This is a genomic window from Amycolatopsis jejuensis, from assembly GCF_000717335.1.
GTDB classification, from domain to species: Bacteria; Actinomycetota; Actinomycetes; order Mycobacteriales; family Pseudonocardiaceae; genus Amycolatopsis; species Amycolatopsis jejuensis.
In genome coordinates this window covers 54,437-72,924 of record NZ_JNYZ01000044.1, presented here as the reverse complement: position 1 = coordinate 72,924, position 18,488 = coordinate 54,437, and the positions used below count along the sequence as shown (strand labels likewise).

Below are 18,488 nucleotides of genomic sequence, written 5' to 3'. Positions count from 1 at the left end.
GGGCGACGGTGGGGCGGTGGGGCGACGGTGGGGCGTGCAGCCAATCCCGCGTGGGCACGCAAAAAGGCGCGGACCGCACCTCCCCATTGGAGGTTGCGGTCCGTGCCTTTCCTGGGCCGGCTCGTCAGCCGGTCAGTCAGTGGTCACCGCGGCAGGTGTTCCGGCCGTGCGATCGTTCGCCGCGCAACTTCGGTGGAAGATCACCCTTCCCGCAACTGTGCGGCCGCAGCGCGCACGGCGTCCACGATGAACTGGTATCCCGTGCACCGGCACAAGTTTCCCGAAATCCCCGCCCGGATTTCCTCGTCCGTCGGGTCCGGGTTGTCGGCCAAGAGCTCCTGTACCGTCAGCAGCAACCCCGGCGTGCAGAAACCACACTGCAACCCATGGTGCTCCCAAAACGCCTCCTGCAGGGGGTGGAGCTTGCCGCCGTCGGCGAGACTCTCCACTGTGGACACCGCAGCACCCTCCGCCTGTACGGCCAGGGTGCAGCAAGACCGCGCGGTCCGGCCGTCCAGGACCACTGTGCAGGCGCCGCACACTCCGTGCTCGCAGCCGACGTGTACGCCGGTTTTGCCGCAGTCCTTGCGGAGGAAGTCGGAGAGGGTGCGGCGGGGTTCGACGACTGCGGTGACCTGCTCGCCGTCTACGGTCAGGGTGACGGCGCGGGCCGTCTGGGTGCTGGTCATGCCGCGGAGGTCCTTTCGGCCGGGGACAGCGCGCGCATCAGGCTGCGCTGCGTCATCACGTCGGTGACCCGGCGGCGGTAGGCGGCCGGGGCGTGCACGTCGGAGGGTGGGTCGACCACGGCGGCTGCGGCGGCACCGGCGGCGCGCACGAGTTCGTCCGACGGGTGTTCGCCGACCAGGAGTTGTTCGGCGGCGAAGGCGCGCAGCGGCGTCGGGCCTGCTCCCCCGATGCCGATCGACGCGGCCGTGATGCGGCCGGAATCATCCAGCCGGAGTGCGGAAAGTACTGCTACCACGGCGAAATCACCGTGTCGTCGCGCCAGTTCAGCGACGGCGACCCGGGTTCCTGGCGGGGAGACAGGAATCCGGACCGCGGTGAGAAGTTCGTCGGGGGCGGCGGACGTGAGGTGCGGGCCGCGGAAGAAATCGCCGACCGGGACGACGCGCCGACCGGTGGGTCCGGTCAGCACGACGGAAGCGCCGAGCGTCAGCAGGGCCACCGGGTTTTCCCCGGCGGGATGCGCATACGACGCGCTGCCGCCGATCGTGCTCCGGTTGCGGATGGTCACGTGTCCGGAATGGTGCAGCGCCTCGACGATCAGGGGTGCCGCGTCGGCCGTGACCGGCGAGGTCTCAATGAGACGGTTGCGGGTCAACGCGCCGATTTCGAGATGCCCGTCATCGACGCGAAGGTACGACAACTCGGCGAGACCGTTGATGTCGACCAGCAACGACGGCTGAGCACGGCGGGTGGCCAGCAGCGGGATCAGGCTCTGGCCACCGGCGAGTACCCGCGCCGAATCGGCGTTTTCCGCCAGTACGGCGACGGCGTGCTCGACGCTCGTGGCCCGGACGTGGTCGAACGGGGCGGGTTTCATGCGCGCTCCTCAGCAGAGATGGCGTCGAGCAGCCGGGGCGGGGTCACCGGGACCCGGGTCAGGCGTACCCCGAGGTCCGGCAGCGCGCTCTCGATCGCCGCGGTGATCGCCGACGCCGCACCGATCGTGCCTGCCTCGCCCATTCCCTTGAAGCCGCCGGGAATGTGGTCGGCCGTGGTCGTCATGTGCAGCGTGGTGAAGCCGGGGATCTCCGACGCGGTCGGCAGCAGATAGTCCATAAAGGACTGGGTCAGCAGCTGCCCGTCGGAGTCGTACACGATTTCCTCGTACAGCGTACCCGCGATCCCTTGCGCTGCCCCGCCGTGCAGCTGACCGTCCACAATGGTCGGGTTGATCACCGTGCCGCAGTCGTGCGCGACCAGGTAGCCGAGCACGTCGACCACCCCGGTCTGCCGATCCACCTCGACCAGCGCGGCGGTGGTGCCATAGGAGAACGCGACGTTGTCCGGGTCGAGCACATCGCGTTCTTCGAGGGTCGGGACCTCGTCGTCGGGCAGGTTCCCGGCGAGGCGCCGGTAGGTGGCGTCGCCGATGTCGCGCATGGTCACGGACGGCCCGGAAGGGTTACCGGCAATCGAAATCCGGCCGTCCGTGATCTCCAGGTCACCCGGGTCGGCTTCCAGCAGATGCCCGGCAATCCGCAGCACCTTCTCGCGCAGCCGGGTGCTCGCCCGCAGCACCGCGCCGCCGCCGAGCGAGGCGCCGCGGCTCGCGCCGGTGCCGTACCCGGTGAAGGGATTGGTCTCGGTGTCGCCGGACAGCACGGTCACCGAATCCAGTGGTACGCCCAAAGTCCCGGCCGCGACCTGCGCCAAAGACGTCTGAATCCCTTGCCCGAGCGCAGAAAGCCCGGTCCGCACGAGCACCCCACCGCTCGAATCGATCCGCACGACTTCCTCGTCGAACGACCCGTGCTGCAGACCGGCGCCGTTCATGATCTTCGTCGGCCCGAGCGCGGTGATCTCGATGTGGAACGCGTACCCGATGCCGAGCGACCGGCCCTCCCGCGCTGCCTCGGCCACCTGCGACGGCCACCCTCGCTCGGCTACCCCGCGTTCGGCAAGGGCGAGACATTCGGCGTAATTCCCGCTGTCGTAGAAGAACACCGGGCTCGGATACGGGAACTTGTCCGGCGCGATCAAATTGCGCCGCCGGATCTCATTGGCCGGTTTACCCAGTTCCCGCGCGAGTTTCTCGATGATCCGCTCGTGCGCGAAATTGCACTTGGGCTGGCCCCAGCCGCGATACGAGCCATACGGCGACTTGTTCGTCACCACGCCGACCACGGTACCTTCGACATTCGGAATGTCGTACGGCCCGCTCAGCAGCGCCATCGACAGCCAGCACGGTCCGATCCCGACAGTCGCCAGCTGCCCGCCGAGCACCGCCCACACCGTGCCGCGCAATCCGGTGATGGTGCCGTCCGCCTTCGCCGCCACCGACACTTCGATCCGCTGTTCCCGCGAATGCGCATTGGCGACAAAGCTTTCGTGCCGGTCCTCGATCAGTTTCACCGGGCGGCCGGTGCGTTTGGACAGTAATGCGGCGAGAACTTCCTCGGCGTAGAAGTCGAATTTGTTCCCGAATCCCCCGCCGACGTCCGGCGTCCGTACGCGAATCCGTTCCACCGGCAGGCCCAGCACGTCGCCGAGCAGGTCGCGGGCAAGGTTCGGCGACTGCGTCGACAGCCATGCCTCCAGCCGGTCCGACAGCGGGTCCCACGAAACGACGACCCCGCGCGTCTCCAGCGGCGTACCCATCTGCCTGCCGAATTCCAGCGTCTCCGTCACCACGACGTCCGCCTCGGCGAACGCTGCGGAAACGTCTCCCTTGGGAATCGTCTGGCGGCAGCTGACGTTGTCCGGCCACTCCTCGTACAGCAGCGGCGCGTCCGCGGCCAGCGCCTCGTCGAGCGTGCTGACCGCAGGCAGGACGTCGTACTCCACCTCGATGAGAGCCAGCGCGTCCTCGGCGATGTAACGATTCTTCGCCGCCACAACGACGACCGCCTGACCGACGTACCGGACCTTGTCCACGGCCAGCGCGTACTGACCCGTCATCCGCTGGTCCGGGATCATCAGCCAGACGACCGGCTGCGGGGCCGCGCACGCGTCGCGCACGTCGGGCCCGGTCAGCACGTCGTAGACGCCGGGCAGGGCGCGCGCCCGGCTCGTGTCCACCGACCGGATCCGCGCGTGCGCGTGCGGGCTGCGCAGCACGGCCGCCTCCAGCATGCCGGGCAGGACCACGTCGTCGACATACTGTGCGCGCCCGGTCAGCAACCGGGGATCTTCCTTGCGGCGCACCCGTGCGCCGATCAGTCCTGGCGGTACCTGCTGCTGGGTCACGGTCATTCCTCCGGTCGCGGAAACGACGGGCAGCCCCCGTTACGTTGATCGTCGGCCGGTGCGGGCACCGAGTCCATCGGCGGATCGCTCAAATGGCCGGGGTCGGGTTCGTCACACCGCCAATTGCCGCGGCCCCGGCCACACCCGAGACTGATCTGCGAAAGCAGCTGCCCCCTGTTCCCCGGAGGTTTTCCCATGAGCCGCGTCGAAACCGCCCCTGTCGGAGTGTTCGTCGCGACGTCCACACCCCCGGAAGACATCGCCGGGCTCGCCGCGGCGGCCGAACGGCTCGGGTACGGCGAGGTCTGGGTCGCCGAGGACTACTTCTGCTACGGCGGATTCACCGGCGCCGCGCTCGCCCTCGGCGCGACGACGAAAGTCAAGGTCGGCCTGGGCGTGGTCGCTTCGGTCGCCCGGCATCCGGCGGTGGCCGCGATGGAAATCGCCACGCTCGCCCGCGCGTACCCGGGCCGGTTCCTGCCCGGCATCGGGCACGGCGTACCCGCGTGGACCGACCAGATGGGTGTCACCGCCGCCTCGCCGCTCACCGCCCTGCGCGAGTGCATCGATTCCATCCGCGCCCTGCTCCGCGGGGAAACCGTCGACCTCGACGGCAAGCAATTCACGTTCCGCTCCGTCACCGCGACCCACCGGCCGGACGCCGACGTCCCGATCCTCACCGGTGTCCTCGGCCCGAAATCGCTGCGGCTGTCCGGGCGGATCGCCCAGGGCACGGTGATGAGCGTGCTGGCCGGAACCGAGTACCTGACGGCCGCGCTCGGCCACATCCACGACGGCATGCGCGAGTCCGGCGCCACCGAGCACCTGGTACCGACGTTCGCCCTGTTCAGCGTCAACCGCGACAGCAAACAGGCGCGTACAGCCGTGCGTCCGGCGCTCGCCGGGTACCTCGCCGCGGTCGGCCCGCACAACCCGCTCACCGCCGCGTTCGGCTACAACGACCACCTCGCCGAGCTGCTCACGAACGAGGGTGACCGGCTCGCCGAAGCCCTGCCGGAGGAATGGATCGACACCCTGACCGTCGCCGGTGACCCGGACGAGATCACCGAACGCGTCACCGCCCTGCGCGCGGCAGGCGCGACCAGCGTCGTGCTGTCGCCGGTGAATACCGCGTCCGCCCGGGAAGAACTCGAACTCACCGCGTCCGCGGTCCTGCCGCGGCTCACCTAGGAGGAATGTGGACCTCACGATCGGGTACAAGGCGTCCGCCGAGCAGTTCGGCCCGCGCGACCTGGTGGAATACGCCGTGCTGGCCGAGGAGCTCGGGCTCGGCAGCGTCTGGGTGTCGGACCATTTCCTGCCGTGGCGGCACCACGGCGGGCACGCGCCGTCCGCGCTGACGTGGATGGCCGCCGTCGGCGAGCGGACGAAACGGGTGCGGATCGGCACCAGCGTCACCACGCCGACGTTCCGGTACAACCCCGCGGTGATGGCGCAGACGTTCGCCACCATGGCCCTGCTTACCGGGGACCGTGTCGTACTTGGCGTCGGGACCGGCGAGGCGCTGAACGAGGTCGCAGTGTCCGGAATGGACTGGCCGGAGTTCAAGGAACGATTCGGCAGGCTGCGTGAGTCGATCACGCTGATGCGTGCACTGTGGACAGAGGACTCGGTCGATTTCTCCGGTGACTACTACACTTTGACCGGCGCCCGCATTTACGACCGGCCGGAGCAGCCGGTCCCGGTGTACGTCGCCGCGGGCGGTCCGGTGGTCGCGCGCTACGCCGGTCGCGTCGCCGACGGGTTCATCTGCACCTCCGGCAAGGGCATGGACCTGTACACCGAAAAGCTCGTCCCGGCCGTCGCCGAAGGTGCCGCGAACCGTCCTGGCGCCGTGGACCGCATGATCGAGATCAAGCTGTCCTACGACCGCGATCCCGCTGCAGCACTGGAAAACACCCGCTTCTGGGCGCCACTCGCGCTGACCGCGGAGCAAAAGCACACCGTCGATTCCGCCGAGGAAATGGAGCGGCTGGCCGACGAGCTGCCGCTCGACCAGGTGGCCCGGCGGTGGATCGTCGCCGCCGATCCCGCGGAGGCCGTCGCCCAGCTCAAGCCGTACCTCGACGCCGGGTTCACGCACCTGGTGTTCCACGGGCCGGGCGCCGACCAGCGCCGGTTCCTGAACCAGCTCACCGAGGACGTCGTCCCCGCCCTCCGCGCGGCCGCGCGCGAGGTCTGACCGAAGGAGGAACCCCATGGCAGGCAACGAAAACGACATCAAAGAAATCCTCGCGGTGCACCACGCCTGGCTCGAATCGAACAACGACCTGGTGATCGACAAGATGTACCCGAACTTCGCCGACCCGGGTTACCTGCAGTTCAACCTCAACGGCCACGAGTACCACGGACCGGCCGAGAAGGCGAAGCTGTGGGAAGGATTGCACCAGATCGGGTTCAACCTGTCCGACATGAAGATCGTCGAGGAACCCAAGGTGCACGCCGAGGGCGACCTCGCGTACCTCACCACGTACTGGAGCGCGCAGGTCAGCGGCGACAAGGGCACCGGCGTGCTGGAGCCCGACCCGGAGCCGCTGGTCTTCCGCGTGACCGAGGTGTACCGCCGCGACGACGGCAAGGGCAACCCGGTCTGGAAGATCTGGCACTTCCACGCGTCGCCGATCGCGTCGCCGGACCTGCCGCGCTATCCGCAGGACGCCTGAGCGGGAACGGTGATGACGCAGCACGCACGCCGGTCCGCCCGCGGCCGGTCCGGAGAACTGTCCTATCTGGACTGGCCGGGGTCCGGTACCCCGGTGCTCTACCTGCACCCGGTGAACACCGCCGCGGAGGTGTGGACGGACGTGGTGGCCGAGCTGGGCGGCCCGGCGCTCGCGGTGGACTACCGCGCGCACGGCCGGTCCGAGCCCGGCGGGCCGTACCTCCCGGCCGACTACGCCGCCGACGCGCTGGCCGTGCTCGACACTGCCGGTGTCGAGCGGGCGCACCTGGTGTGCGGGTCGATCGGCGGCGCAGTGTCGGTGGAGCTGGCCGCGGCTGCTCCGGACCGGGTCGCCAGCATCGCCGCCTTCGGCGCGGCACTGCGGGTGAGCTGGGGCCCGGAGCTGCTCGACGAGGCCGAGGCCGGACTGCGGGAACTCGGCGTCCGGGCGTGGTTTGCCCGGCACGGCGGCGAAATCCTCGGCCCGCGCTCGCGGCCGGACGCCGCCGACCGGCTGGTCGAGCTCGCTTCCGGCGGACGGAACGGCGACCGCGACACCGACACGGTGGTGCAAGTGCTGCGCAGTACCTTCGGCGACGCGGATTCCCGTCCGGCCGCCGCCGTGGTCGCCGCCGCTCCCCCGCCCGCGCGGGTGTTCGTCGGCAGCCACGATCCGACCTGCCCACCCGAGCGGGCCCGGGAACTCGCCGCCGGGCTCAACGCCGAGGTCCGCGTGCTGGACGGCATCGGGCACCTGCCGATGCTGGAGGATCCGGCCGGAACTGCCGCTGCGGTAAGGGAATTCCACGCATCTTCGGAGAATCGATGACGTACTCCATCGTCGCCCGGGACGAAACCACCGGGCAGCTGGGGGTGGCGTGCCAGTCGCACTTTTTCGCGCCCGGTGCGTCGGTGACCTGGGCTGTCCCCGGCGTCGGCGCCATCGCGACCCAAGCGTTCGTGGACGGCCGTTACGGCGCCCGCGGGCTGGACCTGCTGGCCGGCGGCGTCCCCGCCAGGACCGCCCTCGAGCAGCTGCTGAGCACCGACGAGCATCCCGAGGTCCGCCAGGTCGCGCTGGTCGGGGCCACCGGCGACGCGGCCGCATGGACCGGCAAGGCCTGCATTGCCGCGGCGGGCAATCTCGTCGACGGACCGGTGAGCGTGCAGGGCAACATGCTCGACCACAGCGGCGTGCTGCCCGCCATGCTGGCGGCCTACCGCGGTGACGGCGATCTGGCCGAACGGCTCATCCGGGCGCTGGAAGCGGCCGAGCAAGCCGGTGGGGACATCCGCGGCAGTCAGGGAGCGGCTCTGCTGGTCGTGGACGGGGTCCGGAACGACGAGCCGTGGCAGCACAAACCGGTCGACCTGCGGGTCGAGGACCATCCCGATCCGGTCGCCGAGCTGCGGCGGCTGCTCGCGCACCGGCGGGCGTTCGACGCGGTGTCCGGCACGATGTTCGCGCCCGGGCTGATGGTCGGCCCGTACCGCGAACCCGAGGCGGGTGACCGCGACCGCGCGCTCGCGGCCCTCGCCGACGCGGCGGAAGTGTTGCGCGGCAACCCCGAAGCCGAGTTCTGGCGCGGCATCCTGCTGGCCCGGTCCGGCGACCTCGCGGCCGCGCGCGGGCAGCTCGCCGCGCCGCTGGCGGCGAACCCGCGGCTCGCCCGGTTCCTCGACCGCCTCGCCGACGCCGGTTTCCTCGGCCACGACGACGTGAAGGACCTGCAATGACCCGCCCCGACCTCGTCCGGCAGATCCGGGCGGCAGTCGACGTCGAAACCGTCGTCGGACTCACCCGCGATCTGGTGCGGATCCGTTCCGAAAACCCGCCCGGCCGCGAGACCGAAGTCGTTGCCCACCTGCGGGAGCGCGCGCCTGACCTCGGTCTCGCCGCGACCGTGGTGGAAACCGCGCCCGGACGGCAGAATCTGCTGCTCACCACGGGATCCCGGCCCGGCAAGCCGGTGCTGCTGGTGAACGGGCACCTCGACACCGTGCCGGTGCGTCCGGCCGCTTGGCGGCACGATCCGTTCGGCGGGGAAGTGACCGACGGACGGCTCTATGGCCGCGGGTCGGCGGACATGAAAGGTGGCGTCGCGGCCGCGCTGACCGGGTGGCAGGTGTGCCGTTCGCTCGGCCTGGAACTGCCGTGTGAGCTGGTGTTCCACCTGGTCGCCGACGAGGAGCTGGGTGGCGCACAAGGTACCGCGGCGCTGGTCGCGCGCGATCTCGTGCACGCCGACGCCTGCCTCGACCCGGAACCCACCGGGCTGAAGCTGTGCCTCGCCGAACGAGGCCTGATGTTCGCCACGGTCACCACGAGCGGTGTCCCCGCGCACGGCAGCGAACCGGCGAACGGCCGGAGCGCGATCATCTCCGCCGCCGCGATCGCGCAGGTACTGCACGACAACGAGTTCCCGCAGACGCCGCATCCGCTGCTGGGTACCACGACCTGCAACGTCGGCACCATCCGCGGCGGCAGCGGGCCGAACGTGGTCCCCGAGGAATGCCGGCTGGAGATCGACCGCCGCATCCTGCCGGGCGAGAGCCGGGCGATCGCGGTACAGGGCATCGTCGACCGGATCGCGTCGCTCGGGCTGGCCCGCGGCACCGACTACGACCTGCAGGTCGACACGTTCTGCGAACCGTCCGAGATCTCGCCCGGCCACCCGTTCGTCGGCTTCGTCGCGGACACGTTCACCGCGATGACCGGCCGCGCACCGGGTACCACCGGGTTGCCGTTCACCACCGACGCGCGGTTCATGCGCAACCAGCTCGGCATCCCGTCGGTCGTCTTCGGCCCGGGTGACCTCGCGGTGGCGCATACAGTGGACGAATACGTCGAGGTCGACGCGCTGGTCACGGCGGTCGGCGTGTATGCCGGTCTCTTCGCGGGCTTTGCCGGAACGCGGCCGATGACCGACAATGCCGCCGGAGGCTCTTCCGCCGACACCGCCGTCGAAGGGGTGCCCAGCGCGCGCTGAGCAGCCCGGAGGGGAGACACCCGCATGGGCGCAGCTGCCGGACTCACCCTGGACACCTTCCTCGGCCTGGTCGGCGGGGATTTCGTCGACGTGGTGCACTCGCCGGAAGGCCTCGACCTCCCGGTGGTCGCCGTGCTCATCCACGACACGAGCACCGCCGTCCAGATCAACTCCGGCGACCTGGTGCTCGGCATCGGGCTGCGCGCGGCCGACCCGGACACCGAGCGCCTGGTCGCCTCCGTCGGCGCGGACACGGTGCTCGCGTTCAAGGTGCACGACGATGCCGAGCGTGCCCGCATTCGCACGCTGAGCGAAGCGCACGGCACGACGGTGCTCGCGATTTCCCCGGAAATGTCGTGGGATCAGCTGCATTCGCTGGCCCGGACGTCGATCGCGTCCGCGTCGGCCACCGCCCCGGACGAACGCGGGGTCCCGTTCGGGGATCTGTTCGCGCTGGCCAACTCCGCCGCCGCGATGCTCGAAGGCCCGGTGATCATCGACGACGAGCGGATGGAGGTGATCGCGTTCTCGAGCCTCGGCGACCCGATCGACGGCATCCGCGAACACTCGATCCTGCACCGCCGTCCGCCGCGCGAGTTCATGGACTGGTGTGAATCCACCGGAATCCTGCCGCGGGTACGGCAAAGTCTCACCCCGGTGCGCGTGGTGCCGCCGGACGGCGCGACCCGGCTCGTCACCGCGATCCGCGGCGGCAGCGACATCCTCGGCTACCTGTGGGTCGCCGAGTCCAAGCACAAGCTCGACCAGCATTCGGCCGACCTGCTCGCCGAAACGGCGCGGGTCGCGGCGCTGCAGCTGCTGCGGTCGCGGATCAGCGAAGACCTCGACCGGCGGCTGCGCAGCGACCTCCTGCGCAACGCGCTCGCCGGCCGTGCCAACGCCACCACTGTGCAAAGCCGCCTCGGTCTCGACGGCGTGTCGTTCCGGCTGGTCGCCTTCGTCCCGGACCAGCCCGGCTCGCCGCCCCCGGCGCTGCGGCCGCTGGAAGACCTGGTCGCGCTGCGGGTCGAAGCGTCGCGACGGCGGGGCGCGGTCACGTCGTGCGACGGCCGGATCTACGCCACGTTCCCGGTCGACGACCGCACGCCCGACGAACCCGCGCGGCTCGCCCGGGAAATCACCGGACAGGCGCACCGGCAGCTGCATCTCGACCTGCGCGCGGCAATCAGCGGGGAAATCGGGTCGGCCGCGCAGCTCGCCGAAGCCCGCCGCGCGGTCGACCGGCTGCTCGACCTGCCACTCCTCGACGAATCACGCCGCGTAATCGCCTTCGACGATTCGATCGCCGACGCAATCCTGTCCGAGATCACCGAAATCCTGCTCGAACGGCCACGCCTGCTGCAGGGCGGAGTGGCGGGGATGGCGGTGAGCGACCGGGATTGCGGCACCGAACACCTGGCAAGCCTGCGGGCGTTCTTCGACGCGGGCGGGGATCTCACTGCGGCGGGGCGCGCGGTGTACGTGCATCGGAACACCTTGAAGTACCGGCTGACCCGGATGCGCGACATCTTCGGGGTCGACTTGGAGGACCCTACGCAGCGGTTGGTTGCCCAGCTTCAGGTGGCGGCGTTCAGTGCGCATCCCGAGCTGCAGGAGGAACTTCCACCTCGGCCACACTGAGCCCTCTTGTGGGATGTGTCGGCTCCAGTTGGCCTCTTCCCGGGATGTGTCGGCTCCAGTTGACATGTCGGAACTTTCCGACGTAACCTTCCGTCATGCCCGACGACGTGTTCCTCGCCCTGGCGAGCCCGACCCGGCGGCGCCTGCTGGAAATCCTGGCGGACGGCCCGCAGACGGCAGGCGACCTGGCGTCCCGGTTCGAGCTGAGCCGCCCGGCGGTGGCCGAGCACCTGAAAGTGCTGCGCGAGGCCGCCCTGGTCCGCGACGAACCCGTTGGGCGGCAACGGTTCTACCATTTGGAAAGCGACCCGCTCGAGCAGGTCGGCGCATGGCTGCACCCGTTCGAGCGGTTCTGGCGCGGACGGTTGCGAGGGATGGCCGAGCTGCTGGAAAATGACGAGGAGAAATAGTGCCGTACGCCCGCACCGGCAGCATCACCGTCGACCAGTTCATCGGCGCCGCACCGGAAAAAGTCTGGCGCGCCCTCACGGACCCGGAGCTGCACGCGAAATGGTGGGCCCCGGGCGACATCGGCCCGGAAGTCGGGCACGAGTTCCGCCTGGAGATGCCCGGGTACGGCTCGATCCCGTGCCGGGTAATGGAATCCGAGCCACCGTCCCGCTTCGTGTACACGTTCAACGGCGAGTGGACACTCACGTGGACCCTGACCGCCGAAGGCCACGGCACCCGCCTGCTGCTGAACCACTCCGGCTTCGACCTGGACGACCACCGCCAATCCGACGCATGCACCCGCATGGGCCCGGGCTGGCGGGACGGAGTACTGCCCCGGTTGGCGAAACTGGTCGCGGAGGTGGGGTGAGCCGGATTGGGCCGCTGCGCACAGGACCAGGCTGAACCACCGCGGGTGGGGTGAGCCGGACTGGGCCACCGGGGATGGGTCGAGCCGCCGCAGGAGGGAACGGGTTGGACGACCGCAAGCGGGAACGGGTTGGACCGCCCAAGGCGGGAACGGGATGGACGGCCCCAAGCGGGAACGGGTTGGACGACGGGCGCCGAATCGGGGCCACCGCACATGGGCCAGGCTGAGCCGCCGCAGACGAGGCCGGGCTGGACCCATCGCAGGCTGGAACCGTGGACTACCGCAAGCGAAGCCCGAGCCGAGCCAGCACGGCTGGGACCGTGCTGAGCCCCGCCGCAGATCGAGGCCGGGCAGCCCGCCACAGGCGAGGCCGATCCGAGGTGCCACCGGCGAAGCCGGGCTGGACCCGCAAGCGGGACCGGGCGGCGCGACCGCGGGCGATGCCAGGCTGAGCCCCCGCAAGCGGGGCCGGACGGCCCTGCCGCAAGCAGGCCCGGGCTGAGCCACCACGGGACTGGCCCGGCTGAACCCCTCCGAGCATGCCCGGACCGAGCCACCACAGGCCAGCCCCAGTGCCCCATGCGAGCCCGCCCAAACCGGGTCGATCAAGTGCGGCGCGCGGACAAAACCGCTTGCGGCACAGCCTCATCCAGCCGCTCCACCCACTCCGCCACCACCTCGAAACCTCCCGCTTCAAGCCAACCCGTCATACGGGCCGGGGTGCGGCGGTGGACGTCCACGTACATCGCCAGACCGCCGTACCCCGCTGTCTTGCGGCGGGTCCCAGCGCCCACGTGGAAGCCTGCCGCGAGCAACCCGCCCTGGCGCAGGGCTCGGTGGAAATGTCCTAGTACCAATGGGATCTCCGCGTCGGGCACGTGGATCAGCGACCACCACGCCAGCACCCCGGCGACCGACCCGCTGCGGACCGGCAGCGCCGTCATCGACCCCACCGCGAAGCGCACACCCGGATAAGCACGGCGGGCCACGGCGATCATGCCGGGTGACAGGTCGATGCCGAATGCGTCGACGCCCGACTCGCGCAGATACTCGGTGACGTGCCCAGGCCCGCAACCGACATCGGCGACCGGACCATCGCCCACCATACCCGCGAACACCGTCAAACTCATCCGCAGCAAAGGGCTTCCGGCAATTGCCCCGCGCAGCTGGTCGGCGTATCCGGCCGCCACGGTATCGTACGAGGACTGGGTGTCAGCGAAGGCATCACGTCACGCTAGCGGCTCCCCGAACCACCGGGCCAGTGCGGGCGCCAGCTCGGCCTCGTCCCCGGCCCAGGCGACATAACCGTCCGGGCGGATCAGCATCGGCTCACGTCCCGACGGTACCCGGTCCACCCGCGAGAGGTGGAGCGCATCGAACCGGCGAGCGGGATCCAGCAGCACACCTCGGCCGGAGTGCAGCAACGAAGGCGCGACGGCCGGAGCCGGAAGCCCGACCAACGGGTGCGAACCTGGCATGGCGTAACGGATTCCCATCCCGGACAGCGTGTCGTCCAGGTGGTACTGGACGGCACGCAGCTGCACCAGTTCCTCGAAAAGAGACCGCGCAGCCGCGACGTCCGGCGAACCCGTGCCTTCCCAATCCATCAGCAGCGATTGGGCCCGAGTGTTACGCAATACAGCCGCACCGACCGGATGTCGTTCCGCGTGATAGGTGTCCAGCAGACCGTCCGGCGCCCAGCCGTGTACCGCGGCGGCGAGCTTCCAGCCCAGGTTCACCGCGTCCTGGATACCGGTGTTCATCCCTTGTGCGCCAAGCGGAAGGTGGACATGCGCAGCGTCGCCCGCGAGGAACACGTCGCCGTGCCGATACCGCGCGGCCTGCCGGGAAGCGTTGGTGATCCGCCGTCCATAAAGCAGTTCCAGCAGTTCCACCCGGTCGCTGAACACCCGCCGCAGGCCGGTGCGGATTTCCTCCTCGGTCACCGGTACCTCGCGCGCCACCGAGCCAGGAGCGCGAAGTGCGAGCCGCTTCAACGGACGGCCTGCCGGATCGACCCCGAGCGGGAACACGTGCGCCTGATAGCCGTCGTTGGTCGTGTGCATCGGGACTTCGGCGCTCAACCGCACGTCGGCGGCAATGGAGGTGGCCGTCCCCGCGCGGCCGGGGAAATCCGCTCCCAGCAGCTTCCGCACGGTGCTCCGGCCGCCGTCGGCAGCGACGACGTACCGGCTCCGCAGCACCGACCCGTCCGCGAAAGTCGCCGTGGTCCCGTCGAGCGCGACCAGCTCGTGGTTCCGCCGGACCTGAACCCCTTGCCCAGCAAGGTGCTTCTCCAGGAATTCCTCCACCACCACCTGCGGCACGGACCGCCACGGCAGCCGGTGCCGCTCCCCGGCCAGCGGAAGCAGGTTGCCCGCGAAATGCGCGGTCGTGACCGGGTGATTTCCGGTGGCCAGCAAGGGTTCCAGCAACCCGCGCTGGTCGAGCGCTTCCTGGGTGCGCGACTGCACCCCACCCGCCTTCGACAGCTCACTCCGCCGAGCCAGCCGATCCACCAGCTCGAACGACACCCCGGCCAGCGCCAGTTCATGAGCGAGCATCATCCCGGTCGGCCCTGCGCCGACAATCAGTACGTCCATGCCCCCGACTCTCCGCACCCGCAACCGCCACAACCACAAAACCGGCCGAAGAACGGCGATATCCGACAACGGATACCCTCATGAAGGTGGATTCCGACTACGACGACCTCGACCGCCGGCTCGTACACGCACTCCAGATCGATCCCCGCTCACCATTCAGCACTATTGCCGAAGTACTCGACGTGTCGGATCGCACCATCGCCCGCCGCTACACGCGACTACGGTCGACCGGCGCCGTCCGCGTCATCGGCAGCATCAACCCGACCGCCCTCGGCGCCACCCAGTGGTTCCTCCGGATCCGCTGCGCCCCCGCCGCCGCGAGCCAGGTCGCCGAAGCGCTGGCCCGGCGCCCCGACACCGCGTGGGTCAGCCTCACCTCCGGCGGTACCGAGATCGCCTGCACCGTCCGCACTGAGAACGACGCCGACAGTGAAGCCCTCCTGCTGGCCAAACTCCCCCGCACCCCCCGCGTCGAAGGCGTCACCGCGCATTCCGTCCTGCACGCTTTCTACGGGGGCTCCGACAGCCTGATCGCCAAACTCGGCGCCCTCGACGATGCCGCCGTGACCCGCCTCCGCCCGCCGCCGATCCCGGCCCGGCCCGGCCCCGTCACCCTCGACGACGGCGACCGCGCCCTGCTCGAAGCCCTCGCCGCCGACGGCCGGACCGGCTTCGAACAGCTCGCCGCCACCACCGGCTGGTCCCCCACCACCGTCCGCCGCCGGATGGCCGAACTGCGCGAACGCGGCATCCTCTACCTGGATCTCGACATCGACTGGCGCCTGTTCGGCCGCGGAATCCGGACCCTGCTGTGGCTCTCGGTCGCCCCGGCGCACCTGGCGGAAGCAGGCGCCGCGCTGGCCGGACACCCCGAAATCGCCTACGCGGCAGCCACCACCGGCCCGACCAACCTGTACGCGACCGTCGTCTGCAGCGGCCAGGCGGAGCTGTACCGCTACCTCACCACCCGCGTCGCCGCGCTGCCCGCGATCACCCACGTCGAGACGGCCCCGGTGATCAAGACGGTGAAGCAGGCGGCGATGCAGGGAGTCACCGCCCAGATACCTAAGTAGTGCGGATACCATCAACTCAATGCCATCTATGGACGGATACCGTCACAAGGCTTACAGTGCTCGCATGAGTTCAGCAGACGGGCTGATTCCGGCCGGGTGGTGGGAGCACGCCTCCCTCGACGCCCGGCTGGCCGCAGCCCTCCAGGCCAACCCGCGCGTGAGCTGGCGGGATCTGGCCAAAGCCGTGGGGAGCTCCGAGAGCACCGTGGCGCGCCGGGTGCGAGCATTGACTACGTCCGGCGCGCTACGGACCACGGTGGTCGTCGACTCGATCCGCACCGGCCGCGGCTTCCCGGTCACGGTGTACTTCGCGGTCACGAACAAGTCCCTGCGCACGCTCGCCGAGCACCTCGTCGCCCGTGACGACGTGCGCATGGTCGCCGTCCTCACCGGCCGCTACACGCTGCTCGCGGAGTTCATCACCGCGTCCACCGAGGACCTCGCTACGATCCTGCTCGACGCGCTCGCCGGCGTGGACGCCACATTCGAGTCGATGTCCGAACCGGTTCTCCGCGAGTTCAAGTCCACTGTGGACTGGAGTCACTCGCTCGTCGCGGACATCCCGGACGTCCGGCTCCCGCTGGTCGACCTCGTCCCCGAGGAGGAACCGGCCCCGCTCGACCCGGTCGAGGAGGCCATCGCCGAACTGCTGCGGGTGGACGGCCGGATGAGCTTCGCCGACCTCGCGCAGGCCACCGACCTCAGCGAATCCGCCGTCCGACGCCGCACCGACGCGCTCATCGCGGCCGGGCGCGTGCATCCGGTGACACTGGTGGACGCGCGGCTGCTCGGCTTCCACATCCAGTCGTTCGTGTGGGTCGACCTCGATCCGGCGACCCTCGACGACGCGGTCCGCACGCTGGCCGCCCGGCAGGAGGTCCGGTACGTGGCGGCGACAGCGGGCGACAGCGACCTGCTCGTGGAACTGATCGTGCCCACCCAGGGGGACCTGTTCCGCTTCCGCACCGAGGTGCTCGGCACCCTCCCCGGCGTGCGCGGCACCCGGCTGTCCATCAACCTCCGGACGCTCAAGCGCGCCTTCCTCCCCCTCGAAGACCCCGGCCAAGCCGGCGAGTAATGCTGCATCAAGGAGAAACAATGACGATTCTCACCAGCCGCGGACGGAAATGGGCCGTGGCGGCCGCGGCCGCCGGGTTGCTCACCACGACGGCATGCGGGGGCGGTGGTGGTGGCGGTGGCAACGACGCCGGCACCAAGACCGTCGCCGGCGTGGACAAGGACTTCGACAGCTTCGTCTGGGCGCTGCAGCAGCTCCCGGCGTCGCTCGACCTGGCCAAGGACGCGACCGTGAACACCCAGCAGGTGATCAGCCTGGTCACCGAACCGCTGGAGCGGGTGTCGAACAACGGCGCCTTCCACCCGGGCCTGGCCGCGAAGGTCAGCCAGCCCGATCCGCAGTCCATTGTGTACGAACTGAAGCCGGGTACCCAGTTCTCCGACGGCACTCCGCTCACCGCCGACGACGCGGCGTGGAGCCTGCAGCATGTCACCGACGCCAAGGGCGGCGCGCAGACCGCGGGCCGGGTGAAGAGCATCGAGAGCGTCACCGCGACCAACCCGACCACGGTCACCGTCAAGCTCAAGTTCCCGGACCCGACCGCGCGGGACAACCTCGCGGTGATCTCGTACGTGCAGTCGAAGAAGGCCGCCGAAGCCGCGGGCGCCAAGCTCGGCACCCCGGCCGGGCTGCCGGTCGGCAGCGGGCCGTACGTGTTCAAGTCCAGCGGGCCGGACAAGATCCAGCTCGAAGGCAACACGAAGTACACCGGCACGAAGCCGAAGGCCAAGCAGGTGTCGTTCGTCCCGATCAAGGACGACAACACCGGCCAGCTGGCCATGCGGTCCGGGTCGATCGGCGGCGCGCAGGTCACCAACGTCAAGCAGATCGCGCAGTGGAACAACGTCTCCGGCGCGCAGACCGTGCAGCTGCCCGCGAACGTCACGAGCTACCTCACGCTCGACACGTCGAAGGCGCCGTTCAACGACATCCACGCCCGCCGCGCGGTCGCGTATTCCATTGACCGCAAGGGTGTTTCCAAGGCGGTGTACGGCGCGAACGGCGTGGTGCTGCAGGGTCTCGTCCCGCAGACGCTGCTCGAAGGCGTCGCCGGTTCGGCCGAGGCGGCGAAGAGCTTCCTCGGCACGCTGCCGCAGTACGACCTCGACAAGGCCAAGGCGAAGGCGGAGCTCGCGCAGTCCGCGACGCCGGGCGGGTTCAGCGTCACCATCCCGTACACCACCAGCTCGCCGTGGGCGGAGCCGACGATCCTGAACCTGCAGGAGAACATGAAGGAACTCGGTGTCACGATCACACCGAAGCCGGAGTCGCCCGAGGTGTGGGCCAAGCGGATCTTCGCGCACGACACCCCTGGCATCCAGTCGATGCAGCTGATCGCCACCATCCCGGACCCCAACGCGGTGCTGCCGCGCGTGGTCGGGCAGGCGGGCATCGCCGCACCGGGGCTGAACCTGGCCAACTGGACCACGCCGCAGATCGAGAACGACGTGAAGACGCTCACCGGTTCGGTCGACAAGAGCGCCCGGTGGACGGCAACCCAGTCGGTGCTGACGCAGATTTCCCAGGAGCTGCCCTACGTTCCGCTGTACGCGCCGAACTTCGTGGTCGCGCTCGGCAAGGGCTTCACCTTCTCGGAACCGGTGTCCCAGGGCGACATCCTCGACGGTACCTGGATCCTCCGGGTGCGGGCGACGGCGTGACCC

Annotated in this window: 17 protein-coding genes; 12 read left to right on the top strand and 5 right to left on the bottom strand. The window is 69.9% G+C overall.

What is annotated here, in order from left to right; all coding sequences use genetic code 11:
• Positions 1–200: 200 nt before the first annotated feature.
• The 3 genes from OO71_RS41360 to OO71_RS41350 are packed head-to-tail and all read right to left on the bottom strand — an operon-like array spanning position 201 to position 3,936.
• Positions 201–689 (bottom strand): (2Fe-2S)-binding protein, encoded by a 489-nt coding sequence (locus tag OO71_RS41360; RefSeq protein ID WP_033295521.1) that lies wholly within the window; start codon positions 687–689, stop codon positions 201–203.
• Positions 686–1,567: an FAD binding domain-containing protein gene (locus OO71_RS41355; RefSeq protein WP_033295520.1), complete on the bottom strand. Its 882-nt coding sequence runs from the start codon at positions 1,565–1,567 to the stop codon at positions 686–688. The genes OO71_RS41360 and OO71_RS41355 overlap by 4 nt, the downstream gene beginning before the upstream one ends.
• Positions 1,564–3,936 (bottom strand): xanthine dehydrogenase family protein molybdopterin-binding subunit, encoded by a 2,373-nt coding sequence (locus OO71_RS41350; protein WP_245633950.1) that lies wholly within the window; start codon positions 3,934–3,936, stop codon positions 1,564–1,566. The genes OO71_RS41355 and OO71_RS41350 overlap by 4 nt, the downstream gene beginning before the upstream one ends.
• 195 nt (positions 3,937–4,131) lie before the next feature.
• Between OO71_RS41350 and OO71_RS41345 the strand changes: the two genes are divergently transcribed.
• The 9 genes from OO71_RS41345 to OO71_RS41305 all read left to right on the top strand — a co-directional run bounded on the left by OO71_RS41345 (position 4,132) and on the right by OO71_RS41305 (position 12,070).
• Complete coding sequence (locus tag OO71_RS41345; RefSeq protein ID WP_033295518.1) at positions 4,132–5,127, top strand: LLM class flavin-dependent oxidoreductase; 996 nt, start codon at positions 4,132–4,134, stop codon at positions 5,125–5,127.
• A gap of 7 nt (positions 5,128–5,134) precedes the next feature.
• Positions 5,135–6,139: a glucose-6-phosphate dehydrogenase (coenzyme-F420) gene (gene fgd / locus OO71_RS41340; RefSeq protein ID WP_033295517.1), complete on the top strand. Its 1,005-nt coding sequence runs from the start codon at positions 5,135–5,137 to the stop codon at positions 6,137–6,139.
• A 16-nt stretch (positions 6,140–6,155) separates the two neighbouring features.
• Positions 6,156–6,620: a YybH family protein gene (locus OO71_RS41335; protein WP_033295516.1), complete on the top strand. Its 465-nt coding sequence runs from the start codon at positions 6,156–6,158 to the stop codon at positions 6,618–6,620.
• Positions 6,621–6,632: 12 nt separating this feature from the next.
• Positions 6,633–7,448 carry an alpha/beta fold hydrolase gene (locus OO71_RS41330; protein WP_051792953.1) on the top strand — a complete coding sequence of 272 codons (816 nt, stop codon included), beginning with the start codon at positions 6,633–6,635 and terminating at the stop codon, positions 7,446–7,448.
• A complete protein-coding gene (locus tag OO71_RS41325) occupies positions 7,445–8,356 on the top strand; it encodes a DUF1028 domain-containing protein (protein WP_033295515.1) in 912 nt (303 codons plus the stop codon). Before OO71_RS41330 ends, OO71_RS41325 begins: the two co-directional genes overlap by 4 nt.
• Positions 8,353–9,609, top strand: coding sequence for a M20 family metallopeptidase (locus OO71_RS41320; RefSeq protein ID WP_033295514.1), 1,257 nt, complete (start codon positions 8,353–8,355; stop codon positions 9,607–9,609). Before OO71_RS41325 ends, OO71_RS41320 begins: the two co-directional genes overlap by 4 nt.
• A 24-nt stretch (positions 9,610–9,633) precedes the next feature.
• Positions 9,634–11,250, top strand: coding sequence for a PucR family transcriptional regulator (locus OO71_RS41315; RefSeq protein ID WP_033295513.1), 1,617 nt, complete (start codon positions 9,634–9,636; stop codon positions 11,248–11,250).
• Positions 11,251–11,345: 95 nt separating this feature from the next.
• Positions 11,346–11,660: an ArsR/SmtB family transcription factor gene (locus tag OO71_RS41310; RefSeq protein WP_033295512.1), complete on the top strand. Its 315-nt coding sequence runs from the start codon at positions 11,346–11,348 to the stop codon at positions 11,658–11,660.
• Positions 11,660–12,070, top strand: a complete 411-nt coding sequence (locus tag OO71_RS41305) for an SRPBCC family protein (protein WP_033295511.1) — start codon at positions 11,660–11,662, stop codon at positions 12,068–12,070. Before OO71_RS41310 ends, OO71_RS41305 begins: the two co-directional genes overlap by 1 nt.
• A 605-nt stretch (positions 12,071–12,675) precedes the next feature.
• Here the strand turns inward: OO71_RS41305 and OO71_RS41300 are convergent.
• Together OO71_RS41300 and OO71_RS41295 are read right to left on the bottom strand one after the other, a co-directional pair.
• On the bottom strand, positions 12,676–13,260 hold the full coding sequence (locus OO71_RS41300; RefSeq protein ID WP_051792951.1) for a class I SAM-dependent methyltransferase: 585 nt from the start codon (positions 13,258–13,260) through the stop codon (positions 12,676–12,678).
• A gap of 39 nt (positions 13,261–13,299) precedes the next feature.
• Positions 13,300–14,673: an FAD-dependent monooxygenase gene (locus OO71_RS41295; RefSeq protein WP_033295510.1), complete on the bottom strand. Its 1,374-nt coding sequence runs from the start codon at positions 14,671–14,673 to the stop codon at positions 13,300–13,302.
• A gap of 86 nt (positions 14,674–14,759) precedes the next feature.
• On the opposite strand from OO71_RS41295, the gene OO71_RS41290 reads away from it, so the two are divergent.
• The 3 genes from OO71_RS41290 to OO71_RS41280 all read left to right on the top strand — a co-directional run bounded on the left by OO71_RS41290 (position 14,760) and on the right by OO71_RS41280 (position 18,485).
• Positions 14,760–15,746 (top strand): Lrp/AsnC family transcriptional regulator, encoded by a 987-nt coding sequence (locus OO71_RS41290; protein WP_033295537.1) that lies wholly within the window; start codon positions 14,760–14,762, stop codon positions 15,744–15,746.
• A gap of 64 nt (positions 15,747–15,810) precedes the next feature.
• Positions 15,811–16,824, top strand: coding sequence for an Lrp/AsnC family transcriptional regulator (locus OO71_RS41285; RefSeq protein WP_033295509.1), 1,014 nt, complete (start codon positions 15,811–15,813; stop codon positions 16,822–16,824).
• Between the two features lie 20 nt (positions 16,825–16,844).
• Positions 16,845–18,485 carry an ABC transporter substrate-binding protein gene (locus OO71_RS41280; RefSeq protein ID WP_033295508.1) on the top strand — a complete coding sequence of 547 codons (1,641 nt, stop codon included), beginning with the start codon at positions 16,845–16,847 and terminating at the stop codon, positions 18,483–18,485.
• The last annotated feature ends 3 nt before the right edge of the window (positions 18,486–18,488 follow it).